Annotated in this window: 12 protein-coding genes and 1 pseudogene; 6 read left to right on the forward strand and 7 right to left on the reverse strand. The window is 71.0% G+C overall.

Annotated features, from left to right (window positions below; genetic code table 11):
• The 5 genes and pseudogenes from AC2AXK_RS13630 to AC2AXK_RS13650 all read right to left on the reverse strand — a co-directional run.
• Positions 1-902 (reverse strand): annotated as a pseudogene (locus tag AC2AXK_RS13630) (hypothetical protein); the annotation flags it as partial.
• Entirely contained in the window at positions 899-1,453 is a 555-nt protein-coding gene (locus tag AC2AXK_RS13635; RefSeq protein ID WP_484345938.1) for a hypothetical protein, read from the reverse strand. The pseudogene AC2AXK_RS13630 and the gene AC2AXK_RS13635, both read right to left, overlap by 4 nt.
• A 90-nt stretch (positions 1,454-1,543) precedes the next feature.
• A complete protein-coding gene (locus tag AC2AXK_RS13640) occupies positions 1,544-1,939 on the reverse strand; it encodes a DUF2304 domain-containing protein (RefSeq protein ID WP_484345939.1) in 396 nt (131 codons plus the stop codon).
• A complete protein-coding gene (locus AC2AXK_RS13645) occupies positions 1,936-2,679 on the reverse strand; it encodes a glycosyltransferase family 2 protein (RefSeq protein ID WP_484345940.1) in 744 nt (247 codons plus the stop codon). Before AC2AXK_RS13645 ends, AC2AXK_RS13640 begins: the two co-directional genes overlap by 4 nt.
• 10 nt (positions 2,680-2,689) lie before the next feature.
• A complete protein-coding gene (locus tag AC2AXK_RS13650) occupies positions 2,690-3,937 on the reverse strand; it encodes a hypothetical protein (RefSeq protein WP_484345941.1) in 1,248 nt (415 codons plus the stop codon).
• A gap of 91 nt (positions 3,938-4,028) precedes the next feature.
• Here AC2AXK_RS13650 and AC2AXK_RS13655 point away from each other — a divergent pair, with 91 nt between their 5' ends.
• Together AC2AXK_RS13655 and AC2AXK_RS13660 are read left to right on the forward strand one after the other, a co-directional pair.
• On the forward strand, positions 4,029-4,970 hold the full coding sequence (locus AC2AXK_RS13655; protein ID WP_484345942.1) for a glycosyltransferase family 2 protein: 942 nt from the start codon (positions 4,029-4,031) through the stop codon (positions 4,968-4,970).
• A 71-nt stretch (positions 4,971-5,041) separates the two neighbouring features.
• On the forward strand, positions 5,042-6,139 hold the full coding sequence (locus AC2AXK_RS13660; RefSeq protein ID WP_484345943.1) for an NAD-dependent epimerase/dehydratase family protein: 1,098 nt from the start codon (positions 5,042-5,044) through the stop codon (positions 6,137-6,139).
• Between the two features lie 27 nt (positions 6,140-6,166).
• Here AC2AXK_RS13660 and AC2AXK_RS13665 read toward each other — a convergent pair whose 3' ends face one another.
• Positions 6,167-7,399 carry an acyltransferase family protein gene (locus AC2AXK_RS13665; RefSeq protein ID WP_484345944.1) on the reverse strand — a complete coding sequence of 411 codons (1,233 nt, stop codon included), beginning with the start codon at positions 7,397-7,399 and terminating at the stop codon, positions 6,167-6,169.
• A 132-nt stretch (positions 7,400-7,531) separates the two neighbouring features.
• Here AC2AXK_RS13665 and AC2AXK_RS13670 point away from each other — a divergent pair, with 132 nt between their 5' ends.
• A complete protein-coding gene (locus AC2AXK_RS13670) occupies positions 7,532-8,620 on the forward strand; it encodes a glycosyltransferase family 4 protein (RefSeq protein WP_484345945.1) in 1,089 nt (362 codons plus the stop codon).
• A gap of 9 nt (positions 8,621-8,629) precedes the next feature.
• Here AC2AXK_RS13670 and AC2AXK_RS13675 read toward each other — a convergent pair whose 3' ends face one another.
• A complete protein-coding gene (locus AC2AXK_RS13675) occupies positions 8,630-9,424 on the reverse strand; it encodes a TIGR03089 family protein (RefSeq protein WP_484345946.1) in 795 nt (264 codons plus the stop codon).
• Between the two features lie 375 nt (positions 9,425-9,799).
• Here AC2AXK_RS13675 and AC2AXK_RS13680 point away from each other — a divergent pair, with 375 nt between their 5' ends.
• From AC2AXK_RS13680 to AC2AXK_RS13690, 3 genes are all read left to right on the forward strand, one after another.
• Positions 9,800-10,015, forward strand: coding sequence for a WhiB family transcriptional regulator (locus tag AC2AXK_RS13680; protein ID WP_484346049.1), 216 nt, complete (start codon positions 9,800-9,802; stop codon positions 10,013-10,015).
• A gap of 87 nt (positions 10,016-10,102) precedes the next feature.
• Positions 10,103-13,477: a glycosyltransferase family 2 protein gene (locus AC2AXK_RS13685; RefSeq protein WP_484345947.1), complete on the forward strand. Its 3,375-nt coding sequence runs from the start codon at positions 10,103-10,105 to the stop codon at positions 13,475-13,477.
• Positions 13,474-15,273: a DUF5719 family protein gene (locus AC2AXK_RS13690; protein ID WP_484345948.1), complete on the forward strand. Its 1,800-nt coding sequence runs from the start codon at positions 13,474-13,476 to the stop codon at positions 15,271-15,273. Before AC2AXK_RS13685 ends, AC2AXK_RS13690 begins: the two co-directional genes overlap by 4 nt.
• Positions 15,274-15,363 lie beyond the last annotated feature (90 nt).

Raw genomic sequence — 15,363 nt, forward strand, 5'->3', positions numbered from 1 at the left:
TGGTTCGCCGTCGGCGGCCCCACGATCCCCGCACCACCACTGCGATACCACGCATCGATCGCACCCACCGTGACGAAGCTCGAGGCGGAGAACCAGTCTTGGAAGTAGGCGTAGAAGTTGCGGTTGCCGTACGACGAGCAGCTGTCGCCCGTGCCGTACCCGGCGTTGAGGGCAGCCTGGTTCGGCTGGTACGGCGTGTAGTTGTAGAGACCTGCCGTCGCCTGGTTGGCGATGTACACAGCTGTCGATCCGCAGGAGGCGTTCGGGTGGAGACGGATGTTGTTCCAGGCGTTCGCCTTGTGGTTGAAGTTCCGTGGGTTCACGGCGTACGAACGGAACTGCCACGCTGCCTTGTAGACCTGGTTGTAGAACCCGTAGAACTGGGAGTCGCACGCGGCGGTGTCGGGACAGCCGAAGCCTGTGGCGATCTGGTACTTCCGAGCGGTGAGGGACTCGCCCTTGGCGAGGACGAGGCCCTGCTCCTTCTGCACGAGGACGAGCAGCGCGCGCGCGCTGATCCCGCAGGCCTGGGCGACCTTGGCGATGATCGTCGCGGCGGACTCGTTGGTCCCGCCGATGTACGCGCCAGCGCAGCGCGAGTCCGCAGGACGGGTGTACGTGTCCTGGCGGAAGTCCTTGAGACAGGGCTGGCCCGCCTTCGACGGGGTGCAGGTGGCGCCCTTGGCGTCGAGGAACGCTTGGATGTCCGGGGCGGACATGTCCGTACCGTTGAAGAACACGGCGTCGGAGATGAGGTTGCCGGGATCGAAGCCACTGAAGTTCGCCGCCTGTGCCGGGGCTGCGGTGATCGGCAGCACGGCCGGAGCGATCGCCATCGACAGCGCCAGCGCCAAGGCGGTGACGCTCGAGACGACGAGGTGCCGCAGGGTGTTGTACGTCATGGGACCACGATCTCGACAGGGGCTGACTGCCCGGAGCTGGACGGTGAGGCGTAGGTGAGCACTGCTTGCCAGGATCCAGGAGCGAGCGAGGAGCCGGGTAGGAGGATCTCACCGCAGGAGGTGGTCGTGGCGTCTGCGGTGGCGTCGACGGAGGCGCTGCTCGTGAGGGAACCCTGGGTGAGCGTGGCCGTGCACTCGCCACCCTCATCGACTCCGTCGGCATAGCCATTAATGAACGCGGACCCCTGATCGGGGTCGAACCCCCAGTAGCTCACCGTGACGGAGACCGTGCGCGTGCCGGCCGAGCTGGACGGCGTCGGTTGCGGCGGATCGGTCGCGGGGTCGGACGGGGCGTCGTCGTCGGGGTCGGTCGACCCGGCCGGCGCTGTCGCGTCCGGGGTGGGTGTGTCGACCGGCGGCTCCGACGGGAGCGTCGACACCGGCGGGGGCGGGACCGGCGCGTCTGACTCCTGCGACCCGCACGCGGCGATGCTCGTCAGGAGAAGAAGGCTGACGAGCGCGGTCGCACCACGGCGTCGTGTTCGAGGCATGGTGCTCCCTGCGGGCGGGGTGGGGCTAGGCATGGTCTGTCAGTAGAACATAAGGAGCAAAGCGCCGGGTGGACGTGGTCGCGCGCGTCGTCAGGAAGGAACCCCGTCGTGCCCGCTCGTCTCGTGCGGCGAGGTGTCCTGGGTGCTGGCGTGACGATCGGAGACCTCGAGCTTGAGGAGAGCGAGCTCCTCGGTGAGGGTGCGTGTCTGCTCCTCGATGCTCGTCAGGGACGCGCTCAGCTGGATGCACACCGCGAGAAGGATGACGAACCCGCCGGCGAAGAGCAGGTTGACCGGTGTCTCGACGCCGACCACGCCTGCCAGCCAGAACGCGACCTTCGGGAAGGCGCCGAGGATCGCGACTGCGATCCCGAGACAGATCCAGATGGCGGCGTACTTCTCCCGGATGCGTCGGCGGCGCAGGAGCACGAAGAGGAAGACAACGACGATCACCGAGAGGGCGATCGCGAAGATGTAGCCGCTCACAGGGAAACCTCGGGCTCGAGGGGCTCGCTCGGACGGGACAGGGCGATGGTGAGTGCGAGGAACGCTCGCAGGAGGAAGACGGCGGCCTTGATCGGGCTGTGCGACGCCGTGCCACCCGCTCGTGGACGCATCTCGACCCCGACCTGCGAGACACTCACGCCGGCGCGCGCGGCGATGACGAGGGCCTCGACCGTGTCACCGAGGTACTCGGCAGGATAGTTCGACGCGAAGAGGCGGATGGCCTTGCGGTTGCATGCCTTGAACCCTGAGGTCGTGTCGGTCAGCCGCGTCTTGGACACCCGCGACAGGACGAACGACAGCAGCTTCATGCTCCACCAGCGCGGACCGCTCGCCGTGTAGCTCCCAGTCCCGGCGAAACGCGCCCCGATGACGACGTCCGAGATACCGGCGTTGAGCCGCTCGATGAGGACCTGGACGTCCTTCGGGTCGTGCTGACCGTCAGCGTCCAGCTGCACGGACTGACGGTAACCGTTGCGCAGCGCGTACTTGTACCCGGCGCGCATGGCCCCGCCGACGCCGAGGTTGAGCGGGAGGTCGAGGACCCGCGCACCGTGGTGCGCGGCGACCGCAGCAGTCATGTCGGTCGATCCGTCGTTCACCACGAGGACGTCTGCTTGCGGCATGGCGGCACGGATCTCGGCGATGACGCCCGGCAGGGTCACCTGCTCGTTCCACGCAGGGATGATGATGAGCAGGCGCTCGTCGGTCTCTCTGGGCATGACTGCGAGCCTACCGGCTCGCCCGAGAGACTCGGGTGACCGCAGCGACGTGGAGGGCGACACCGACGACAGGCCCGACGACGAGGCTGAGGATCGTCCGCGTCTCGACGCCGAGAGGGAGGAACAGCACCGCGATCGTCACCGCGCTGGCCACGAACCACCCCGTCGAGAACGCTGCGTGCCTGCCCAGCGCGAGCACGGCGGCGCCGGTGAGCGTTACGAGGGCGAGGGCGCCGGCCGCCGCCACGAGTCCGGCGAGCACGGCGGACGACACCGAGGCCCCGACCACGAGTCGCATGAGCCACGGTCCGACGAGCGCGGCCATGCCCGCACCGACGGCGGCGAGCGCGACGATGATCGCGCCCAGCCGGACGAGGACTGCTGTCCTTCGGTCAGGGTTGTCGAGGAAGTGGGTGATCGCGACGCCCTGGTAGGCGTTGAGTGGCATGAGGAGCGGCGCCCGCGTGAGGGAGATCGCGAGGATGAGGGCGGCCGATGAGTTGTAGACGCTCGTCTCCGTCGTCAGGCGCAGCGCGACCGGGAAGCCGACGACGATCGTCGCGCTCGAGGCCGCCGCGATCATCGAGTGACCGGTCTGGCCGAGCAGTTGTGCGCGCCCGACGTCCGCGCGTGCCACGGCCGCTGCGCGTGACCGCGGGAGGAAGACCAGCAGGGTGACCCAGGTCGCCGCAGCGATCGTAGCTGCCGCCTCCATCCCGAACAGGCCCCACCCGAGCCCAGCCGCTCCCCCGACGAGCACGAGCCGCCCGAGTGCCTCGCTGCCCACGAGGACCGAGTAGCTCCCCCAGAGTCCCAGGCCGCTGAGGGCGCCAGCGATCGCGCTGTGCCCCGCGAATGCCACGACCCCGAGGCAGAGCGCCACCACGAGCCCGGGGCGGTAGCTGTCGAAGAGCGCGACGGACCACACGGGGGAGAGGGCTGCGAGGAGCGCGGCCATGCCCACGCCGATGAGCAGGGCAGTCGACAGCGTGTGCGGGGTGCTCGAGTCCTCGCGCAGAGAGCGAGCGCTCCGGACCGCTCTCGTCATCTCGTTCTGGACGCCTGCCAGGACCCCGAACATCGCGAAGAGCAAGGACCAGAACGTGAGGAAGGTCGCGGTGTCTGCTGAGTCGGCCCCGCCCAGGGCGCGAGGGATGACGAGGATGACGAGGAGCCCGGACACCCCGGCGACGACGGAGGCGACACCGACGCTCGTCGCGCCGCGGGAATCGATCGTGGGTGGTGGACCTGCTGACATGACTCTCCCGGTGGTGTGTGGCCAGCCCGAGGCGGCCGGAGTCCAGGGCGGCACCCGTGCCTAGGCTAGGGTGAAGGACTGAATCCGCGGCGTGGAACGTCCCTCTGGCGCGTCGCGACACTACCGCGAAAGGTGGCACGCCTTGCCCCTGGATATTTTCGTTCCCTTCTGGGGGGATCCCGCGATGCTCCGCGAGACCGTGGAGAGCGTGCTGTCGCAGACGAACGAGGACTGGCTGCTGACGGTGGTCGACGACGCGTACCCCGACGAGTCCGTCCGCGAGTACTTCGACGCGCTGACAGACCCTCGGGTGTCGTACCTCCGCAACAAGACGAACAAGGGCATCACCGAGAACTATCGGACCTGCGTGCGGATGGCGACGCAGGACGTCATGGTGATCCTCGGGTGCGATGACGTCTTGCTGCCGAACTACGTCGACGTCATCCTGCGTGCCCATGCGCACTACCCGCAGGTCGACATCATCCAGCCTGGCGTCCAGATCATCGACGAGCAGGGCGCCGTGGTCACCACCCTCGTCGACGTGGTCAAGCAGAAGCTGACCATGCCGCGGGCGACGTCCCCGCGCGTGCTCTCTGGCGAGACCCTCGCTACGAGCCTCCTGCGCGCCGACTGGCTCTACTGGCCGTCGCTCGCGTTCAAGCGCGAGCGTCTCCTCGAGGTCGACTTCCGTGAGGGCTTCCCGATCATCCAGGACCTCGCCCTCGCGATCGACCTCATCGCCTCCGGGAGCTCCCTCCTCATCGAGCCCACGCTCTGCTTCTCCTACCGGCGCCACTCCGCGAGCGCGTCCTCGGCGAAGCTGGGAGACGGGTCGCGGTTCGTGGGGGAGCGCGAGTACTTCGACTCCGCCGCGGAGCAGATGGCGGAGCTCGGCTGGCGCCGTGCACGCCGGGCCGCCCACGTCCAGCTGACCTCTCGCGCGCATGCGCTCACGCTGCTCCCGAAGGCCCTCCTGGGGCGGAACACGGCTGGCGCAAGGGTGCTCGCGGGCCACATCTTTACCAACCACTAGACGATGGTGCAGGTGCCTGGGGCGGCGACCGTGCTGCCCAGGCCCACGACGAACAGGGAGTTCACTTTCTCATGGCTGAATCTCAAGCGGCCGCCTCGAGCGCCGGAACGGTCGTCGTCACCGGCGGGGCGGGCTTCATCGGCACCGCCATCGCTGCGGGGCTCGCGGAGAAGTTCTCGCGCGTCATCGCGTTCGACAACCTGCACCCGCAGATCCACGCGACGCGGGCGCGCCCGGACACGCTGGACAGCCGCGTCGAGCTGTTCGAGGCGGACATCACCGATGCCGCCGCGTGGGACCGGCTCCTCACAGACGTCACACCGGACGTCGTCGTGCACCTCGCCGCCGAGACGGGCACGGGCCAGTCGCTCGAGGAGTCCACGCGCCACGCCCTCGTCAACGTCGTGGGCACGACCCAGATGCTCGACGCACTCAACCGCCACGGGAAGCTGCCCCGCCGGATCGTGCTCACGTCGAGCCGAGCCGTCTATGGCGAAGGTGCGTGGAGGCGGACCGACGGGTCGGGGGAAATCCTCTATCCCGGCCAGCGGTCGCTCGCCCAGCTCGAGCGGGGGGAGTGGGACTTCGAAGGTGCAGAACCGACCGCCATGCGTGCCGGGGTGGTCTTCCCCGCGCCGGTGAGCGTCTACGGAGCGACAAAGCTCACCCAGGAGGACATCCTGCGGGCGTGGGCGCTGTCCTACGGGGTCGAGGCATCGGTCGTACGCCTGCAGAACGTCTATGGCCCCGGCCAGTCGCTCATCAACCCCTACACGGGCATCATGTCGCTGTTCTGCCGGCTCGCGAAGGCGGGCACGTCGATCCCGTTGTACGAGGACGGTGAGGTCCGGCGGGACTTCATCATCATAGATGACGTCGCGCGTGCCGTCCTCGCGGCGACCTTCAGCGAGACGATCAGCCCCGTCCCGGTCGACATCGGTTCCGGCGAGATGCAGACGATCGCCACCGCAGCGGCGATCATCGCCGAGTACTACGGCGCGCCCGCACCGCACGTGACCGGCCAGTTCCGCAACGGTGACGTCCGGCACGCATGGGCAGACGTCACTGCCGCCAAGGAGGTGCTCGGGTGGGAGCCCCGCGTCTCGCTGCGGGACGGCATCCACGCGCTCGCCCGGTGGATCGACGCGGAGCAGGCAGCCGGCCGCTGACCCGGAACGCCTACGGATCGCGAAAGGTCACACACCCTCGCGGTCCGTGGGGCGTCCGGCGCTCGACCCCTTGCTGTCACCGGGGGCGGACGGCGCCCCGGGAGCCGACGACGAGGTGGTGGCCACGACCTCCGCGGCTTCTCCGGACGGGGGCGGCGTGGGCTTCCCGCGGCGCAGTGACTCGCGCACGCGACGCATGACCGGCCGCTCCAGGAGGAACCAGCTGGCGGACGCGAGGGCCAGTGCTCCGGCCGCGGTGGCGAGGTTGTAGACGAGAAGGCCGCGGTCGTGCACGTCGCCCAGCGCCAGGAGCTGCTGGACGGGCCACGCATAGATGTAGAGGCCGTAGGACACGTCGTTCTTCTTGATGAAGTCCGGCGACGGCACCCAGGAGGCAAGCCAGAGGACCGCTATGGCGAACAGCGGCGCGGCGGCCTGGCCGCCCCAGGTGTTCCAGGTGCTGGCGGTCAGCAGGCCGACAGCGAGGCTGGGCAGGGCCACCCACCAGCGCAGGGGAATCCGGTCACGGAGCATGTAGACGACGGCACCGCCGAGGAAGTACGGGAGCAGCTTCGACAGCAGGACGGTGTCGGCGTTGCCTCCCGTGATCCGACCGAGCAGATCGAGGTTGGCGCGCACGACGACCGATCCGACGAACAGTGCGACCATGATCCACGGGGTCCGCTTGGCGACGGCGAAGATCATCGCGAAGCCGACCACGAGGTACGCGAGGAACTCGAAGTAGAGGGTCCATAACGGACCGTTCCACGCGTACGGGTACGGCACGGAGGCGAGGGTGCCAGCGATGGAGTAGTCGGAGATCTTCAAGCCTGCATTGGCGAACACGTAGTTGACCGGTGTGTTCGGCGTTGTGAGGAAACCACCGAGCGAGCCGTTCTGGACGACGTACGCGATCGGGGCGAACACCGCCGCAGTGACGATCATGCACACGAGGAATGCCGGGAAGATCCTCGCGATGCGTTGGACGAGGTACGTCCCGACGTCGGACCGCATGCGGCTCGCGGTGATGAGGTAGCCGCTGATGACGAAGAAGCCGATGACGGACCACCCGCCGAGCGACTCGCCCGCCCAGCTCGGTTCGGGACCGGCGGCGGTGATCGAGTAGGCGTGCGAGATGAAGACCGCCGTGGCCAGGATCAGCCGGAAGAGGTTGAGAGCGTTGTTGCGCGAGTCCAGGCGAGATGCGCGAGTGGTACGTCCCGGGGCTGCGTCGAGAGCCACGGCCGTCGTGGCGGTCATCGAGGTGTTCCTGCGGGGAAGTTCCGGTGCATGGACGACCATTCTGCCGCAAGCGTCGGCCCGGGTGTGCGCCACGCGGCCCCGCCGGGGGACCGCATCGGCGCCGCGGCTCGCCTGTTAGGGTCGGTCCTTGTGACGCGCGTACTCGTAGATCTCCTGTCCTACACCGGCACCAAGGGCGGGATGGAGACGTACACCCGCGAGCTCTATCGTGAGCTCGGACGGGTGGAAGCCGGCTACGAGTACATCGGGTACGCCTCCAAGGAGTTCCTCACCTGTGACCACGAGTGGTTCCCGGGCGAGATCATCCCTTCGGGGATCTCCGGTGAGAACCGCTTCCACTGGGCGTATGGCGAGCTGTTCGCGGTGTCGCGCGCAGCCTCGAAGGTCGGGGCGGGCCTCGTCCACGCTCCGGCCACGCTGGGACCGCGTCGCTCGACCATGCCGACGGTCGTGACGATGCACGACATGCTCTACTGGAGCCATCCCGACCTCATGTCGACGCCGTTCTACACGAAGCCGGTCATGTGGATGGAGAAGCAGGCTGCGCGCAACGCCGCCCGGATCCTCACGATCAGCGAGGTGTCGGCACGCGAGATCCAGAAGTATCTCGGCGTCGACCCTGCGCGGATCGACGTCGTGCCGCTGGCGGGCACTGCTCCTCGGACGCTCGAGGGTGAGGTGCCCCGGGAGCCCGACCTCATCATCGCGATGGGCAACCGGCGCCCGCACAAGAACTATGAGGGCCTCGTCCGTGCGATGGCCGAGGTCGACCCGGGAGTCCGGCCCCGCCTCGTCGTGACAGGGAGTCGCGGAGACGATCCGTTGCTCCCGATCGTCCGGGAGCTCGGTCTCGAGGGCTGGGTCGACCTGCGCGGATGGGTGACCCCCGCAGAGCTCGAGGATCTGTATTCCCGAGCGACTGCGCTCGCGATGCCGACGTTCTGCGAGGGCTTCGGGCTGCCGCCGCTCGAGGCGATGATGGTCGGGCTCCCCGTCCTCATGTCGGACATCCCGGTGCTTCGCGAGGTCGGTGGTGATGCGGCCCTGTACTTCGATCCGCACAGCACCGCCTCCATCGCTGCAGCGATCACGACGGCCGTCACCGAGCCCGCGACGCTCGCCACGCTGGCTGAGCGTGGGCGCGCACGTGCGGCGCTGTACTCGTGGGAGAAGGTCGCGGAAGGGACGCTGGCGTCGTTCGCGAGAGCGCTCGCGTGAGCTGCGGACCTACGCGACGCTGACGCGCTCGGTCTCCAGCAGCCGCGCGAGACGCGCGGGATCGGCGTCGAGCGAGCGTGACGTCTGCGGGTCGAGGACGACGACGGACCCGTCCTCCGCCCATGCCTGGAGGCTCGCGCGGACGAGGGAGAGCGCCCCGGGGGCTCCGTCTGCGGCGCGGACGAGCCGGCGGACGCCCGGGCCGTGTGCCGTGACCGAGGACCACACGAGCAGGTCCTCGTGACGCACGTCGGGTGTCGAGTCGTCGGTCGCGTCGACGAGCGCCAGCGCACGGGGCTCTGTCGGAGCGACATACCCCAGCTGGTCGCCGTAGGTCATCACGGCGGCCGCGGCGTCGACGGCGCCGGGGGGCAGGTCTCCGTCGAACCGGCGCGCCAGCGCTGGCAGGGCGACGACGACGACCTCGGGACGAGCCGAGAGCAGGCCGGTTGCGGCGACGCTCGCGGGATCGCTCGTCACGAGGACGTCGTCGGGTGCTGCTGCTGCTGCGGCGCCGGATGCACGGTCGTCGCCGTTGCCCCCCACGCGGACGCACGCCCCTGCCTGCCACGTCGCCAACGCCCACACGAGCGTGCGCCAGTGCGGTGGCAGGTCGAGGTGGACGACCGTGCCGGGGCCGGCGTCGAACTCCTCCACGAGGAGGTTGGTGGTCTTCGTCACCCAGTTGGCCAGCACGGCTCCGGAGAGCTCGATGCGCTCGCCGTCGGGGCCGTACCACGTCAGGCGCGGGCGCCCGGGGTCGGCGGTGAGCACGCGGAGCAGGGAGGTGACGGTGTCTGCCATGCGGGACAGCCTAACGAGCGCCCGGTGTGGGGTGCGCCACCCAAAATTCACCCGCTCAGGTGGCGCTTTTAGCACAGCGCGGCTTGACTGAGGTAGATGACACGCGTGTAATTTCACGTGTCGGTTGTGTACACCCGCTGCTTCGACGAGGTCGTCTCCGCGAGGGGCCGGTGCGCTCGTCAGGGCCGCCGTACGTCGCCACGTCACGCACGATCCGGGACACCCGCGGAGGGGTACAGCATGTGGAACCTGCTCGACGAGGACGGGCCTTTCCCGTCTGACGCCGTACGGCTGGTCGAGGGCTTCACCGGTCCCGGACCGCAGGAGGGCGCGACGGTGCTCCCGCTCTTCGGGAGCGTCGACGACGACCCGGCGATGGGGTGGCAGGAGCGCGCGCTGTGCGCCCAGACCGACCCCGAGGCGTTCTTCCCCGAGAAGGGCGGCTCGACGCGTGAGGCCAAGAAGGTCTGCGTCGGCTGCGAGGTCCGCAGCGAGTGCCTCGAGTACGCGCTGGAGAACGACGAGCGGTTCGGCATCTGGGGTGGGCTGTCCGAGCGGGAGCGGCGCAAGCTCAAGCGGCGCGCCATCTGACGCTGAGCGCACTCCGCCGCCGGCCCCGCCACGCCCGGCGCCGCCCTGCCCGGAGCCAGCACGCTCGTGAGGCACTATGGACGCCGTATGACTTCCCCCGACCACACTCTCCCGGCTGATGCCGCGGCGGGACGCGCCCGAGAGGCAGGCGTCACCGCCGTCCTCGTGACGCACGGCTCGTCCGCCTACCTCCCCCACGCGGTGGGAGCGATCCTTGCGGCGGAGCCCGGCCCGGCCCGGCTCGTGGTCGTCGATGCATCGCCTGCCGGTGCCCCTGGTCTCGACGGGCTCCCGGCGGGTGTCGACGTCGTGCGTGCACCTGGCGCCCGAAGCTTCGGCGCGGGCGTCGACGTGGCGCTCCGGGAGGCGCCCGGGGGCATCTCGACACGCTGGTTGTGGCTCTTCCACGATGACTCCGCTCCGGAGCCGGACGCCCTGGCGCATCTCCTGCGGGCCGTCGAGCACGCGTCGTCGGTGGCGATCGCTGGCGTGAAGCAGGTCCAGTGGGACGAGCCGGACGAGCTCGTCGAGGTGGGGCTCACCGTCTCGCGCAGCGGTCGCCGGATGACGGGTGTCGAGCCCGGTGAGCTCAACCAGGGCCAGCACGATGCGCGTGAGGATGTCCTCGCGGTCGGACTCGCGGGAGCGCTCGTGCGGACGAGCGTGTGGTCGGACCTGTGCGGGACGGACGCGACGTACGGCATCTTCGGTGACGGTCTGGACCTGTCGCGTCGTGCGCGTCTCGCCGGGCACCGCGTGATCGTCGTGCCGTCCGCCCTCGTGCTGCACGCGCAGGCGGGCCTGCGCGGGTTGCGCACGGAGCACCCGGTCGACCCCGTGGTTGCGGCCGACGCAACCTTCGGGCCTCGCTTGCGGTCCCAGCTCTACTTCCTTGCCACGAGCCTCCCCGGCTGGGTCCTGCCGCTGTTCCTCGTCGCGGCTGTCGTCGCCGCACCCGTGCGGTCCCTCTACCGGGTGGCGCTCAAGCAGCCCGGTCACGCGGTCCAGGAGCTCTGGGCGCCGGTCTGGCTCCTTGCGCGCATCCGGCGGGTGGTGCGTGCCCGGCGTGCCATCGCGCGCGTGAGCGTCGTGCCCCGATCAGTGCTCACCCCGCTCATGGCGACGACGCGCGACGTGCTGGGCGAGCACCGGGACCGGCGGCTCGCGCGTGCGGCGCGCCGTCGGGCGGCGCACGGCCCGGACGAGCTCGACCGCGCCGAGATCGCGGCATCCGCACGCCGTCGCCGGGCCGCCCTCGCTGTCCTCGTCCTCCTCGTGGCAGGTGCAACGGTTGCGGCGCTCGGGTCTGTCGTCGCGGCCGCTGTCGACGGTGGCCGTGTCGTCGGCGGTGCGCTGCTGCCGGCCCAAGGTGGGTGGGCGGGGCTCACGGACGCGATCTCGAGCGGTTGGGTGCGTGAGGGCCTCGGAGCATCCGCTCCGGCGGACCCGCTGCTCACCGCGCTGCTGCCCGTCGTCGCGGTGGCCCGCGGGGACCTGCAGTCGGCGGTCAACCTCCTCGTCGTGTCGTCGCTCGTCCTGGCTGCCGTCGGCGCCTGGTTCGCCGCGGGTGCGGCCACACGGTCGGTTCCGCTCCGGTTCTGGGCAGCGACGGTGTGGGCCGCTGCCCCTGCCCTCGTCGTGGCCGTGGGTCAGGGCCGCCTGGGTGCGGTGCTCGCGCACGTCGCGCTCCCGTGGCTGGCGCTCGCGGTGGTTCGTGCGGTGGGCATCCAACGGGTCGACGTGTGGGGAACGTTGCGGATGCGTTCCCAGGAGCGCGCGGAGCAGCGTCTGCGGGAGAAGATCCGTGAGCAGGCTGCCGCGCGCTCCTCGGGTGCGACGGCCGCCGGGCGTCCCTCCGACGAGGGCGGACCGGCTGGCCCGGGGGCCGTCGTCGACGGGACGACGAGCCCGGGTCCCGTGGCGGCCGCGAGCCCGTCGACGACCCCGCAGCGAGGTTCGGTCGCTGCCCTCGGGGCCGCTGGCCTCGCGTTCGCGGTCGTCGTGGCGGGTGCTCCGTCGCTCCTCGTCCCCGGCCTGCTCTCCCTCCTCGTCGTGGCGGCGCAGGTCCCGCGCAACCGCAGATACATCGCGTTCGTGCCGCTGCCTGCGCTCGTGGTCGTGGGCCCGCTCGTCGTGCGGGCGGTCGCGACGTGGTCGTCAGGGGGGTGGCGCATCCTCCTGGGTGACCCGGGCCTGCCGCTCGCGTCCGACCCCGCCCCGGCCTGGCAACAGCTCCTCGCCCTCCCGGTGGTTGTCACGTCCGGTGCCTCGGGGGCCTGGGCGCTCGTCGTCGAGCAGGGTGCCCTGGTCCTGGGAGGCGTCGTCCTGGCGGGAGCGCTCGTCGGGCTCGTGCGGTCGGGCGGGCGCGGCGTGGCAGCCCGGACGTTGTGGTGGATCGCGGCGATCGGGTTGGCAACCGCCCTGCTCTCTGCGGCGACGACAGTCGCCGGGGGAGACGGCGTGCCCGTCACGGGCTGGCCCGGCGCCGGGTCGTCGCTCATGCTCCTCGCGCTGCTCGGGGCCGCCGTCCTCGGGATCGACGGGCTCGGCTCCAAGGCGTTGCAGCACACGTTCGGCTGGCGGCAGGTCGGTATCGGCGCGCTGGCGCTCGTCGTCGGCGCGGTGCCCCTCCTCGTGCTCGGTTCCTGGGTGGTCGGTGCACGCACAGACGGGTCGACGGTGGCGATCGCGCCGCTGGAGCGCGCGATCGTGCCCGCGGTCGGACAACGCATGCAGACCTCAGACCGGCAGGCACGGGTGCTCGTCCTCGAGCAGGAGGCCGACGGGGATCTGCGGTACCAGCTCCTGCACGGGGACGGCCCTCAGCTCGTCGACTCGTCTGCCGTCGTGCGGGTGGGACGTCTGAGCAGCGCGTCCGACGACCGCGCCGAGCTCGTCGCTGCGCTCGCGGCAGGGGACGACCGTGGGCAGGCGCGGGCGCTGAGCGACCTCGGCGTCGGTGCGGTCCTCGTGCCCCCGGCGGCAGAGCTCGGCCGCGCCCAGCTCGTCGGGCGCATCGACACGGTGGCGGGGCTCCAGCGGATCACGGAGAACGCGTCGGGCACGATCTGGCGTGTCGCTCCCGGACCGGGCCTCGACGACCAGCCGTCCTGGGCACGCGTGCAGGCACCGGGCGACGACGGCGTGCCGGTCGTCGAGCAGGCGCTCGCGTCCGCCGGGCTCCGGGTGGACGCCGACGTGCCGGCCGGTGCTGAGGACCGCGTCCTCGTTCTCGCCGAGACGCCCGCACCGGGGTGGCACGCAGAGCTGGACGGTGAGCCGCTGCGCACCCTCGAGGACGACGAGCGCCAGTCGTTCCTGCTCGGCGCCGACGGCGGTCACCTCACGGTCGGGTACGACCGTGCCAGCCGGACCCCGTGGGTCATCCTCCAAGGAGCAGTGCTCATCGTGTTCAGCCTCCTTGCCCTCCCGGTCCGCCGTCGTCGGACGGTGACGTCATGAGTGTCCGGTCCACGGAGTCGGTGGAGCGCCGTGCCCGCCGACGCTCCCGCGTCGCGGGGATCGCCTCTGCCGTCCTCGCCGTCGGTGTCATGGCCACCCTCGCTGTGGTCGGTGACGACGTCGTGCGCCCGGGACCCGCGGGTGACGTCGGCACGCCGGTGACGCTCGGTGCGCGGTCGACGACGAGCGTGTGCCCCGCCCCGGTGTCGCTCCCGGACCCGGACTCCACCGACGACGAGGGCTTCAGCCCGACACCCGTCGACACTGTGACGTCCCTGCGCGCGGCAGTGCTGGGCGCAGGGACCACGGTCGACGTCGTGACCTTCGAGGCGCTGCGCGACGAGCAGAGCACCAGCGCGGGCAGCAGCGCGGGAAGCAGCACCGACGACGGTGCGCCAGCGGGTGCCGACGACGAGCCGGCGGAGGCGGTCCGTACCCTCGAGGGCGCGAATCCGAGCGGCCAGGCGTCCGTCGAGCCGGTGGACACGGCACTCGTCCTGCGCGGAGAGGCGGCAGCAGGGCAGCCGGCGCTGCAGGCGGGTGCCGTGGCCTCGGCGACGGCTGCCGGTGACCTGCGTGGGCTCGCGGCCGCGGCCTGCCAGCAGCCGGGGATCGAGCAGTGGCTCGTGGGGGGCAGCACCGAGCTCGGGACGAGCTCCCGGCTGGTGCTGCAGAACCCGAGCCGGACGCCCGCGACCGTCACCGTCTCCGTGTGGGGGGCGGGGGGTCGCCTCGACCTGGCCGGACCCTCGACGTACCTCGTCCCGCCCGGCAGCCAGGTGAGCACCCTCCTCGAGGGGCTGGCTGCCGAGCAGCGACGCATCGCTGTGCACGTGAGCTCCTCGGGAGCGCTCGTCACGTCGTACCTCCAGCACAACGTCCTCGAGGGCGTCACGCCGCACGGCGTGGACCTCGTTGTTCCTGGGTCCGGCCCCGCCACGGCCCAGGTCGTGGCGGGAGTCACGCTGGCCACCTCCGAGATCGGGGACGAGGACGTCGCGTCGGTCCGGATGCTGACCCCCGGTGAGGACGCCGGGACGGCCGTCCTCACGATGCTCGGGGCCGACGGCAAGCACGTGCTGCGGGGGGCGGAGAGCGTGTCCCTCGTGCCTGGGGAGGTGATCGACGTGAGCCTCGCGGGGATGCCCGCGGGCCGGTACACGGTCGTCGTGCAGGCGGACGTGCCGGTCGTGGCAGGTGTCGAGTCCGCGCTGACCGGCGAGATCGACGAGGGGCAGCTCGGCACGACAGCCCCGCGGGACCGTGCGTGGATCCCGAGCCAGCACCTGCCGGCCGGTGTCGACTCGTTCGTGGCGGTCCCGGCGAGCACCACCGCTGCCGTCGTCGTCACCGCCCTGCCGGCGGCGCTCGACGGCGCGCACGCGTTCGCCGCCCAGGTCCCTGTCGTCTACGACGGGCAGACCGGAGCGGACGGTCAGCCGCTCGTCGACCCGCTCACCCAGGCGTGGGCGCCGGCCACCCGCGGAGAGCTCCGGGCCTACGGAACCGACGGGGAGCTCCTGGGCAGCGCACCCGTCGACCTCGCGCTCGGGCAGACGATGTCGCTCGACCTCTCGGAGCTCGGCGGTGGCGCGCAGGTCACGTCGGTCGCGCTCGTCCCGGCCGAGCCTGCGGCGGAGGTCAGCGAGGATGCTGTCACGCTCGACTGGGTGCTTGCTCTCGCTGCGGACGGCGTCACCGGCTCGACGGCGGTCGTCGTCCCCACGGTCCCACCGTCGACGCAGGACGAGGTGCTCGTCCTGCGGTCTCCCCGCGTCGGGCTGCCCGACGGCTGAGTCGGCCCAGCCCGGTCGACGCGGGGCGAGCGCGCCCTGCTGGGACGGACCTACGCGGCTGCGCGGCTGAGGTCGTCAGCGGGGACCTCT

It is taken from the genome of Sanguibacter sp. Z6_81, assembly GCF_057180625.1.